This window comes from Allobosea sp. TAB14, from assembly GCF_052113865.1.
In the GTDB taxonomy this organism is placed as follows: Bacteria; Pseudomonadota; Alphaproteobacteria; order Rhizobiales; family Beijerinckiaceae; genus Allobosea; species Allobosea spartocytisi.
Genome location: NZ_JBFRDQ010000140.1, coordinates 1 through 11262, shown reverse-complemented (window position 1 = coordinate 11262; position 11262 = coordinate 1). Strand labels below are relative to the sequence as shown.

The following is an 11262-nucleotide window of genomic DNA, read 5'->3' as shown; positions in this document are numbered from 1 at the left end:
GCTCTCCGGATGCCGCGCGTTCCAGTTCGCCGCATATTCCGCGCAGAGCCGGTCGAGTTCGGCCCTGTCGGTGACGCCGGCAGGGCGGCTGCGCGAGGGCGAGGCCTGCTGGAACGGCACGGAGCGCTGATGCGCCACCCGCCAGAGCCGGCGCAGCTCCGCCAGCGGATCGGCATGATCGTCGACGCGGATGTCGAAGCTCGGCACCGGCTCGCCGTTCCAGATGCGGATGGCGGCCGATTGCCGGCCGCGCTTGTCGCCGCCGGCCTTCTCGCCGGCTTCGAGCGCGACCAGGAGCCGTTCGTCGAAATCGAGGCCGGATGCCGCGATATAGGCCTTCAGCGTCTGCTGCACGACCTCCGGCCCGGCCAGCATGTTGCCGGCGACCGAGACCTGCGGCCCGTCCACCGCCCCGCACCAGTCGATGCAGGCCGCACCCGTATGAGCGGCGATCTTGCCGTCGCGGTCGATGACATGGAGCTGGCGATGGGCGCGGCCCTCATCGGCCGCCGTCAGCGTCGCGACGATCTCGAGAGCCGAGCGACCTTCCTGCAGCAGCTTCAACCCGTCGACGCCATAGAGCGGATTGACGAAGGCCTGCGTCGCGATGGCGCCGATCCGGCCGCCGCCATAGGGCACGCGCGCGCCGACGGCGAAGGCGCAGGTCGAGACGGCGACGCCATAGGCGCCGGTCGCGGCGTCGCGGGCGACGATGGACCAGGTCATATGCGGTTCCTCGTTATCCGGTCGATCTCAGTCTTCCCCGTCATCCCGGACAAGCGGCGAAGCCGCGCCGATCCGGGACCCATCGAAGGGCGAGGCGCTCTACGGTGGCTTCCGGGGCTGCGCTTCGCTTCGCCCGGAATGACGGCAAAACCGGCAGAGCTTACCGCCCCGCGGCATAGGCCTGCATCAGACGCGGCGTCGCGGCGGCGCGCAAGAGGCCGTCATCGCCCGTCTCCGCCGCCGTCAGGCGCCCGACCGTCCAGGCAGGGGCGCGCTCGAGCCTGTGGCCGCGCCGCTCCAGCTCCGCCAAGGCCGCCGCGCCGATGCTCTCCTCGATCATCAGATGTCCCGGCCGCGAGGTCCGGGGATAGAAGGAGGAGGGGAAATGCTGGGTGTGGAACAGCGGCAGGTCGATGGCTTCCTGCAGGTTGAGCCCGTGATGGACCCGGCGCAGGAAGAGGCCGAGCTGCCATTGCTCCTGCTGGTCGCCGCCCGGCGTGCCGAAGGCGAGGCGCGGCCGGCCATTCTCGAAGGCAATGGTCGGCGTCAGTGTCGTGCGCGGCCGCTTGCCCGGCGCGAGCGAGGCCGGCAGGCCCTCTTCCAGCCAGAACATCTGCGCCCGCGAATTGAGCGGGAAGCCGAGCTCCGGGATGACCGGCGAGGATTGCAGCCAGCCGCCGGACGGCGTCGCCGCGATCATGTTGCCCCATTTGTCGATGACGTCGATATGGACGGTGTCGCCCTTGCGCCCGGCCGCGACCATCGAGGCCATGGTCGGCTCGCCGACGCTGGCGCCGCCCTGGGTCGGCTGGGCGATGGCGCCGAGCGCCTTCAGCGCATGCGCGACCTGCGCCTCGTAGCCGGGCACGATGCCGGGGCGCAGCTCCAGCGAGGCCTGCTTGCCGATGAGGCCGCGCCGGCCGGCGGCGTAATCCTCCGAGAGCAGCGTCGCGAGCGGCACCGTCACGAAATCCGGRTCGCCGTAATAGGCCTCGCGATCGGCGAARGCGAGCTTCATCGCCTCGACGACATGATGCACGAAGTCGGGGCTCGCCGGACCCATTCCCGCAAGGTCGACGCCCTCCAGGATCTTSAGCGTCTGCAGGAAGGCCGGACCCTGGCCCCAGGGGCCGATCTTGAAGACCTCCCAGYCGTGATAGGTCACGSWGGCSGGCGTYTCGTAAGTCGGCTKCCAGCKCGCCATGTCGTCGGCGGTGAGCAGGCCCTTGTTGCGCCGGCCGGAGGAATCCATCACCTCCTGCGTGCGGCAGAAACGGTCCATCGCCTCGGCGACGAAGCCCTTGTACCAGGAATCATAGGCGGCCTGGATCTGCTCCTGCCGGTCGGAGCCTGCGGCCTCCGCCTCGTCGAGGATGCGCCTGTAGGTCGCGGCGGCGGCCTTGTTGGCGAAGAGCTTGCGCGCCTCCGGCACGTTGCCGCCGGGGAGATAGACCGCGCCGGACGTCGGCCACTCGCCGGTGAAGAGATCGGTAAGCTCCCGGATCGAATCCGAGACGCGCGGCAGCATCGGGTGGCCGTTCTCGAAATAGCCGATGGCCGGTTCCAGCACCTCGCGCAGCTTGAGCCGGCCATGGTCGCGCAGCAGCGTCATCCAGCCGCCGAAGGCGCCCGGCACGACGGTCGCGAGCAGGCCGGAGCCGGGGATCATATCGAGGCCGAGTGCCTTGTAGGCCGCGATGGTCGCAGCCTGTGGGGCGGGTCCCTGCGCGCAGAGCGTCTCGACCTTCTTCGTCTCGGCCGAATAGAACACGGCCGGCATGTCGCCGGCCGGGCCGACGAGATGCGGCTCCACCACTTGCAGCACGAAGGCGGCGGCGGCGCAGGCGTCGAAGGCGTTGCCGCCCTTCTCCAGCATCGCCATGCCCGACGCGGTTGCGAGCCAATGCGTCGAGGTGACGACACCGAAGGTGCCGAGGATTTCGGGGCGGGTGGTGAACATGGGTGTATCCAGTCGTGGAAAGTGGTCGGTGCGGTGTCAGCGGAGAGGGCCGGGCATGGCTGGCGTCATCTAATTCTCTCTGGGATCGAGCGCATCGCGCAAGCCGTCGCCGAGCAGGTTGAAGCCGAGCACCGCCAGGAAGATGCAGATGCCCGGCGCCACCGACATCCAGGGCGCCTGCTCCATGAAATTCTTGGCGACGTTGAGCATCTGCCCCCAGGAGGGTGATGGCGGCTGCTGGCCGAGCCCCAGGAAGGAGAGGGCGGCTTCGAGGATGATCGCCTGCGCCATGAACAGCGTCGATTGCACGATGATCGGCGAAAGCGTGTTCGGCAGCACATGGCGGAACATCAGGCGCAGGTCGCGCGCGCCGACGGCCCGTGCGCCCTCGACGAAATCCTCGGCCTTCACGCTCATCACCTGCCCGCGCACCAGCCGGATGAAGATCGGCACGGCCGACAGGCCGATCGCGATCATCGCATTGGTCAGCGAGGGGCCGAGCACCGCCGCAAACGCGATGGCCAGGATCAGGAAGGGGCAGGCGAGCAGGGCTTCGGTGACGCGCGAGATCACGATGTCGATCCAGCCGCCATACCAGCCGGCGATCAGCCCGAAGGGCAGGCCGATGGCGACCGCGATCAGCACCGAGACGATACCGGCGAGCAGCGAGGCGCGCCCCCCGAAGAACAGCCGCGCCACCTGATCGCGCCCGAGCTCGTCGGTGCCGAACCAGTAGAGCTCCGAAGGCGGCTTGCGGATGGCGAGGAAATTCGACTTGAACGGGTCCGCCAGCGGCAGCACCGGCGCCAGCACCGCCAGCAGCACGAAGAGGAGCACGAGCCCGCCGCCGATCAGCGCCGAGGGATTGTGGAGGAGCCGGGCCAGCACGCCCGGCCGCGCCTTCAGCCCGCTCGCCGTGCCTGCGCCCGAGGAGATGGAATCCATCGATGCCATCAGGCCGCCCTCAGCCGCGGATTGACGAGGATGTAGAGGATGTCCGCCAGCAGGTTCATCAGGATGAATCCGATGGCGGTGCACAGCACCACGCCCTGCACCACGCCATAGTCGCGGTTGAACACGGCATCGACGATGAGCTTGCCGAAGCCGGGAATGGTGAAGACCTGCTCGGTCAGCACCGCGCCGGCCAGCAACTCGCCGAAGAGCAGCGTCGTCAGCGTGATGATCGGCACCAGCGCGTTGCGCAGCGCATGGCGATGCACGACCGTGTCCTCGTCCAGCCCCTTGGCGCGGGCGGTGCGGACATAGTCGGAGCGCAGCACCTCCAGCATGGCCGAGCGGGTATGGCGCATCAGGAAGGCGGCGAGCCCGTTGCCGAGCACGAAGGCCGGCATGATCAGGCGCTGGATCGCCTCCCAGGGGTGGACGAAGATCGATTCGTAACCTGAGGCCGGCAGCCACTTCAGATAGACCGAGACCAGCAGGATCAGCATGATGCCGAGCCAGAAATTCGGGATCGACAGCCCCGACAGCGCGACGGCGCTGGCCGAATAGTCGACGATGGTGCCCTTGCGCCGCGCCGCCAGGATGCCGATGGGGATGCCGATCGCGATTGCCACCAGGATCGCGGCGGTGGCGAGCTGGATCGTCACCGGCAGCTTCTGCAGGATGAGGCCGAGCACGGGCTCCCCGGTGCGCAGCGAGCGGCCGAAATCGCCCTGGACCACCTGCCCGAGCCAGGCGAAGAACTGCACGAAGACCGGGTCGTTCAWCMGGTAGATCTCGCGCAGCCTGGCGATGGCCTCGGGGTCGCGCTCCTCGCCGGCGAGGACGAGGAAGGGGTCGCCCGGCAGCGCGCGCTGCAGGGCGAAGACGAAGACCGACACCAGGAACAGCGTCGGGATCGCGATCAGGATGCGTCGCAGGATGAGCGTCAGCATGGCGCACTCGAAACCGCTTTATCATTCCGGATGCAGCGAAGCGGAATTCCGGGGTCCATCATAGGAAACTGCGCTCTACGATGGTAACCGGGTCGACCCTCGGCCGCCCGGGACGATGGCGCCGTGGTCGGCGCGAGGGAAGGGCTCACGAGCGCTTCAACCCTGCCAGCCGGATCAGCCCGTCCGGGTTGATGACAAAGCCGTCGATGTTCTTGCGCAGCGCGAAGAAGACCGTCTGATTGTAGAGATAGATGATCGGCAATTCGTCGTTCAGGATCTTCTGGGCGGCATCATAGAGCTTCTTGCGTTCGGCCGGATCGTAGACGGTCCGCGCCTGGTTGAGCAGGCGATCGACCTCGGGGTTCGAGTATTTGCCGTCGTTCTGGCCGCCGCCCGTGGTGACGAAGGGGTGGATGTTGCCGTCGGGGTCGATGCGGCCCGACCAGCCGATGCGGCTCATCTGGAACTTGCCCTGCTGCTGGTCGCGGAGCTGGCTGGCGAACTCGGTCGCGCGGAGCTGGACATCGATGCCGGCTTCCTGCGCCATCGCCTGAATCACCTGGCCGATTTGGGTATCGACGGGGTTGTTGGTGACGAAGAGCTCGGCGGTGACCTTCGGCTGACCGGCTTCCTTCAGCAGCGCCTTGGCCTTGGCGACGTCACGCTCCGGCACGGGGAAATCGGCGCTGACGTAGAAATTGCCGGGGTTGAAGGGCTGGTTCATCGGCTCGTAGAGCCCCTCGAACACCACCTGGCTCAGCACCTTGCGGTCGATGGCGAGCGAGAACGCCTGGCGCACCCGCTTGTCCTGGCCCATCGGCTGCTTCGCGGCATCGCCGTTATTGGTGTTGATGGTGATGCCCTGATAGCCGAGATTGGCGATGCTGGTCACCTTGAGCGAGGCATCGGCCTTGGCCGATTTCACATCGGTCGGCGCCAGCCGCTCGAGCATGTCGAGCTCGCCCGAGCGCAGATTGGCGAGCCGGACGGTGGTGTCGGGAATCGAGCGGTAGATGATCCGGTCGAAATTGTATTTGTCGGCTTCCCAATGCTCTTTGAACTTCTCCAGCACGATCCGGTCGTTCTGCACGCGCTCGACGAATTTGTAGGGCCCGGAGCAGATCGGCCTGGCGGTGACGTCGCCGGAGAGGCTTTTCGGCGCCAGCATCATGCCGGCACGGTCGGTGAGCTGGGCAAGCAGGGTGGCGTCGGGCCGCTTGAGCTTCAGGACCAGCGTCGCCGGGTCGGGCGCCTCGACCTTGTCGACCGAGGCAAGCTCCGATTTGCGCAGCGATTCAGGCAGGGTCATCGCCCGTTCGAGATTGGCCTTGGCGGCCTCGGCGTTGAAGGTCTCGCCGTCATGGAATTTGGCCTCGGTCCGCAGCTTCATCGTCAGCGTCAGCCCGTCGGCCGAGAATTCCCAGGAGGTGGCAAGCCGCGGCACGAGTTTCAGCTCGGGCGTGATGTCGAGCAGCCGGTCGCACAGCCCCATGAAGACGATCCGGCCGACGAAGGTGCGGGCCTTGTGCGGGTCGAGCATGTCCGGGTCTTCCTGAAGCCCGATCCGCAGCGTCGATGGTGTCTGTGCCAGCGCCGGCGACAGGCCGGGCCACGCGGCGAGCGCGAGGGTGGAAGCTGCGGCCAGAACTTTGAGAAGCTTCATGGTTTTCCCCTCTTCGAACGTCGTTTTTCAAGGCGTCTCGGAAAGCGGGCGAGCACTCCGATCCGGCTCCATATCGGCGAACTTGTTCCTTGCGGGACCAAGTTGACTCAGAACCGCGGTGCCGTCGACGCTGCGGCGCACCAATTTCCGGGCGGCGCTGCACGGTTTTTGGGCGGCTCCCGCGGCATGCCGAACACTCGGGCAGGCGATGCGGCGATGACGGTCGCGCTGGCCGTGGGCGCCGGCTAGAAGGACGTAGAAAAGCGAGAGGGAGGAAACCGTGCTTCTGGGTGTGATCGCCGACGACATGACGGGCGCGACCGATGTGGCGCTGATGCTGAACCGGGCGGGTATGCGGACCGTGCAGGTCATCGGCGTGCCGGCGGCCGGCGTTGCCTTACCCGATGCCGATGCGGTGGTGGTCGCGCTGAAATCGCGGACGAATCCGGTGGCGGAGGCGGTCGCCGACTCGCTGGCCGCCTGCGAGGCGCTGCTGGCGGCAGGGGCGCGGCAGATCCTGTTCAAATACTGCTCGACCTTCGATTCCACGGCGCAGGGCAATATCGGCCCGGTTGCGAACGCGCTGATGGAGCGGCTCGGCGCGAAGCTCGCCATCGTCTGCCCGGCCTTTCCGGCCAATGGCCGCTCGATCTATCAAGGCTATCTCTTCGTCGGTGCCGTGCCGCTTCACGAAAGCTCGATGAAGGACCACCCGCTGACGCCGATGCGCGATTCCAACCTGATGCGATTGATGGCGGCGCAGGCGAAAACGGATGTCGGCCTCGTCGACTACGCCACGGTGTTCGCCGGCCCTGCCGCGGTGAAGGCGCATCTCGCCAAGCTCGAGGTCGATGGCGTCCGCTATGTCGTGACCGACGCCCTCACCAATGAGGATCTGATGACGCTCGGCCATGCCGTCTCCGAGCATGTCCTGCTGACCGGCGGCTCCGGCATCGCGATGGGCCTGCCGCAGAATTTCCGCCGGGCCGGCCTCCTGCCGGAGCATCCCGGCCCGCAGGATTTGCAGGCACCGGCCGGGCGCAGCGGCATCATCTCGGGAAGCTGCTCCACCGCGACGCGCGGGCAGATCAAGGCGGCGCTGGCGGCGGGCTATCCGGCGCTCAAGGTCGATCCGTTCGCGCTGGTCGAAGGGCGGCAGGATGCGGCCGGGCTTGCGGCCTGGGCGCTGGCGCAGCCGGCGGACAAGCCCTTCCTGCTCTATTCCAGCGACGATCCGGCCGAAGTCGCGGCGGTTCAGGACAAGCTCGGGCGCGAGAAGGCGGGCGGTGTCGTCGAGGATGCCTTCGCCGAAATCGCGCGGCTATTGTCGAAGGGTGGCGTCACGCGCCTGCTCGTCGCCGGCGGCGAAACCTCCGGCGCCACCGTGCTGGGCCTGGGGATTCGCACGCTGGAGATCGGCCCCGAGATCGACCCCGGCGTGCCCTGGACCCGCGTCGTCGACGGGCCGGCGATGGTCGTCGCGCTCAAATCGGGGAATTTCGGCGCCCCGGACTTCTTCCTGAAGGCCTGGAGCCTGCTGCGCTGAGACGCGGTTTGCGCCGGCGGAAACTCGTATAGGATCGCGGAGCAACCGGTCTTGGCAGTATTGGGAGCCCGCATGGATATGGCGTTTCTCGGCGAACTCCTGACCAACGTCGCCGATCGCGGCCGTGCGCTGATCGGCTTCGAGCGCTTTCTCGGCAAAGGCGCCCGGCCGATCGACCGGCTCTGCGAGGATCTTCTCTCCGGCAAGGGCGAGGCCTCCGGCATGGCGTTCGCGCAGGCCGTGCTCGACGCCTGGCAACGCCTCGACAAGCCCGGTCGTCTCGCCTTCTTCAACCTGCTCGCGGAGCGCTTCGGCCCGGATGCGGAGCGGCTCGACAAGGCCATCGAAACCTATCGCAAAAAGCCGGACGCAGCGGCCGTCTCGGCCCTGCATCTGGCGTCCGAGCCGCGCCGGCAGGAATTGCTGCGCCGCCTCAATCTCGCGCCGGACGGCACCCATGTCCTCGTCCAGATGCGCGAGGCGCTGTTCGAGGCGATGGAGGCGGAGCCTGCGCTCAAGGCCGTCGACGCCGATTTCCGGCACCTTTTCGGCTCCTGGTTCAATCGCGGCTTCCTCGTGCTGCGCCGCATCGACTGGCGTACGCCGGCCAATGTGCTCGAGAAGATCATCCGCTACGAGGCGGTGCACGAGATCCAGGGCTGGGACGATCTGCGTCGGCGCCTCGAACCGGCGGACCGGCGCTGCTTCGCCTTCTTCCATCCGCAACTCGTCGACGAGCCGCTGATCTTCGTCGAGGTCGCGCTGACGACCGAGATTCCGCGCACCATCGGCGAGGTGCTTCAGCCGGAGCGCCAGGTGCTGCCGGCGCAGGAGGCGACGACGGCGGTGTTCTATTCGATCTCGAACTGCCAGGAGGGCCTGCGCGGCATTTCCTTCGGCAATTTCCTGATCAAGCAGGTGGCCGAGGACCTCAAGCGCGAATTGCCGGGGCTCGACACCTTCGTCACGCTCTCGCCGGTGCCGGGCTTCGCCCGCTGGCTTTCCGGCATCGCCGCCGATCCCGGCGCGTTCCATCTCACCAATGAGGAGCGCGCGGAGCTGGGCCGTCCGGCCGGCGAGACCATCTCGCTCGACGACGCGACCAAGGCGCGTCGCGACAAGCTGCTCGGCCAGATGGCGGCGCAATATCTGCTGCGCGCACGGGGGAGCTCGGGGCGCGTCATCGACCCGGTCGCGCGCTTCCATCTCGGCAATGGCGCGCGGCTGGAGCGCGTCAATGTCGGTGGCAATCTCTCGGCGCGGGGCCTGCGCGAGTCGCATGGCGTGATGGTGAATTACCGCTACGACCTCGACGACATCGAGACCAACCACGAGGCCTTCGCCACGCGCGACACGGTCGTGGCCTCCTCCTCGGTACGCAAGCTGTTGCGCCCGGCCAATCCCTGACAGACCCGACGACGGAAACGCCTGAAAGGACCCGAAATCATGGGCAACCACCTGTTCGACCTCATCCGTGCCCGCATGCCGGGGCCGGGCGCGCGTTTTGCGCTCCTCGATGACGGCCGAAGCTACAGCTATCAGGACGTGCTCGACGTCTCCGCCCGCTTCGCCAACGCGCTGGTTGGCCTCGGCGTGAAGCCGGGCGACCGTGTCGCGGTGCAGGTCGAGAAGAGCATCGAGGCGCTGATGCTCTATCTCGGCACGGTCCGGGCCGGTGCGATCTTCCTGCCGCTCAACACCGCCTACACCCCGGCCGAGATCGAGTATTTCCTCGGCGATGCCGAGCCCGCCGTCTTCGTCTGCGATCCGGCGAAGGCCGAGGCGCTCAAGCCCTTTGCCGAGAAGGCCGGCGCGAAGCTGGAGACGCTCGGCGTCTGGCGCGCGCCGGATGTCTCGGCGGGCACGCTGTCCGACAAGGCGCTGGCGGCCTCGACCAGCTTCGCCGATGTCGCGCGCGGGCCGGACGATCTCGCCGCCATCCTCTACACCTCCGGGACGACCGGGCGCTCGAAGGGCGCGATGCTCAGCCACGACAATCTGTCGTCCAATGCGCTGACCCTGGTCGACTATTGGCGCTTCACCAAGGACGACGTGCTGCTGCACGCGCTGCCGATCTTCCACACCCACGGCCTCTTCGTCGCGACCAATGTGGTGCTGCTCTCCGGCTCCGCGATGATCCTGCTGCCGAAATTCGATCCCGATCAGGTCTTCAAGCACCTGCCCCAGGCGACCAGCATGATGGGCGTGCCGACCTTCTATGTCCGGTTGCTGCAGGATGCGCGGCTGACCCGGGAGGCGACGAAGCATATGCGCCTCTTCGTCTCTGGCTCGGCGCCGCTGCTGGCCGAGACGCATCGTGAATGGCGCGAGCGCACGGGCCACGCCATCCTCGAGCGCTACGGCATGACTGAAACCAACATGAACACCTCGAACCCCTATGAGGGSGAKCGYGTYGCCGGCACGGTCGGYTTCCCGCTGCCRGGCGTTTCGGCGCGCGTGACCGATCCCGAGACGGGCAAGGAAATCGCCCGCGACGAGATCGGCATGATCGAGGTCAAGGGCCCCAACGTCTTCAAGGGCTATTGGCGCAACCCCGAGAAGACCGCGGCCGAGTTTAAGGCCGACGGCTTCTTCATCACCGGCGATCTCGGCAAGATCGATCCCGCCGGCTACGTCCACATCGTCGGGCGCGGCAAGGACCTGATCATCACCGGCGGCTACAACGTCTATCCGAAGGAAGTCGAGACCGAGATCGACGAGATGCCGGGCGTGATCGAGAGCGCGGTCATCGGCGTGCCGCATCCCGATTTCGGCGAGGGGGTCACGGCGGTCGTGGTCTGCAAGCCGGGCGCCGAGATCACCGCGAAGGGCATCGCCGGGGCGCTGGAGCAGCGTCTCGCCAAGTTCAAGCAGCCCAAGCAGGTCTTCGTGGTGGCGGAGCTGCCGCGCAACACCATGGGCAAGGTCCAGAAGAACCTGCTGCGCGAGCAATACAAGGACATCTACGCCAAGCAGTTGAAGGCGGGGGAATAGACCCCTTCCGTTTTAAATCGCGTGTCATCCCGGCCGGAGCGAAGCGAAGAGCCGGGATGACACGCGTATTTGAGCGGCTCAAACCAGCGCCGGCACGCCGAGTTCGATCGTCTCGCCGTCAGCGGGGATTCGCAGGCGCCGCGTGTCGACGCCGCGTTCTTTCGCCGCCTTGCGCAACGCTGTGCGACTGACGGTGGCGTGGTCCAGCGCTTCCATATGCGTCGCGATCATTGTCGCCCGCGGGAATGCTTCGGCAAGATCGAGCGTCTGCTCGTCGTCCATCACGATCAGCGTGTTGTCCCACATCGCCCCGCAGGAATGCGTGACGATGACGTCAGGTCCCGTCGCCGCCGCGGCATCGCGCAGCGGCGGATAGAGCACGCTGTCGCCGCACCAGTAGAGCGTCGGCTCGCCCGGCGCCTCGAAGCTCAGCCCCATCACCGGCCCCATCTTATCGACCACGGCGCCGGTGCCG

The 11262-nt window shown here is 67.3% G+C and carries 9 protein-coding genes; 3 read left to right on the top strand and 6 right to left on the bottom strand.

Annotation, left to right across the window (positions count from 1 at the left end):
• The 5 genes from AB4Y99_RS19590 to AB4Y99_RS19570 all read right to left on the bottom strand — a co-directional run.
• A partial coding sequence (locus tag AB4Y99_RS19590; protein ID WP_051987725.1) for a DUF1028 domain-containing protein occupies positions 1–726 on the bottom strand: 726 nt, incomplete at its 3' end.
• A 160-nt stretch (positions 727–886) separates the two neighbouring features.
• On the bottom strand, positions 887–2686 hold the full coding sequence (locus AB4Y99_RS19585; RefSeq protein ID WP_441524485.1) for a gamma-glutamyltransferase family protein: 1800 nt from the start codon (positions 2684–2686) through the stop codon (positions 887–889).
• A gap of 69 nt (positions 2687–2755) precedes the next feature.
• A complete protein-coding gene (locus AB4Y99_RS19580; protein WP_441524484.1) occupies positions 2756–3631 on the bottom strand; it encodes an ABC transporter permease in 876 nt (291 codons plus the stop codon).
• A gap of 8 nt (positions 3632–3639) precedes the next feature.
• Positions 3640–4584 carry an ABC transporter permease gene (locus tag AB4Y99_RS19575; RefSeq protein WP_441524483.1) on the bottom strand — a complete coding sequence of 315 codons (945 nt, stop codon included), beginning with the start codon at positions 4582–4584 and terminating at the stop codon, positions 3640–3642.
• Between the two features lie 145 nt (positions 4585–4729).
• Positions 4730–6247 (bottom strand): ABC transporter substrate-binding protein, encoded by a 1518-nt coding sequence (locus AB4Y99_RS19570; protein ID WP_441524482.1) that lies wholly within the window; start codon positions 6245–6247, stop codon positions 4730–4732.
• A gap of 280 nt (positions 6248–6527) precedes the next feature.
• On the opposite strand from AB4Y99_RS19570, the gene otnK reads away from it, so the two are divergent.
• The 3 genes from otnK to AB4Y99_RS19555 all read left to right on the top strand — a co-directional run bounded on the left by otnK (position 6528) and on the right by AB4Y99_RS19555 (position 10787).
• Positions 6528–7793, top strand: a complete 1266-nt coding sequence (gene otnK, locus AB4Y99_RS19565; RefSeq protein WP_441524481.1) for a 3-oxo-tetronate kinase — start codon at positions 6528–6530, stop codon at positions 7791–7793.
• Positions 7794–7865: 72 nt separating this feature from the next.
• Positions 7866–9200 carry a malonyl-CoA decarboxylase gene (locus tag AB4Y99_RS19560; protein WP_142020249.1) on the top strand — a complete coding sequence of 445 codons (1335 nt, stop codon included), beginning with the start codon at positions 7866–7868 and terminating at the stop codon, positions 9198–9200.
• Between the two features lie 39 nt (positions 9201–9239).
• Positions 9240–10787 carry a malonate--CoA ligase gene (locus AB4Y99_RS19555; protein ID WP_441524480.1) on the top strand — a complete coding sequence of 516 codons (1548 nt, stop codon included), beginning with the start codon at positions 9240–9242 and terminating at the stop codon, positions 10785–10787.
• A 78-nt stretch (positions 10788–10865) separates the two neighbouring features.
• Here the strand turns inward: AB4Y99_RS19555 and AB4Y99_RS19550 are convergent.
• Positions 10866–11262 (bottom strand): MBL fold metallo-hydrolase (locus AB4Y99_RS19550; RefSeq protein ID WP_441524479.1); only part of this gene is annotated, 397 nt, incomplete at its 5' end.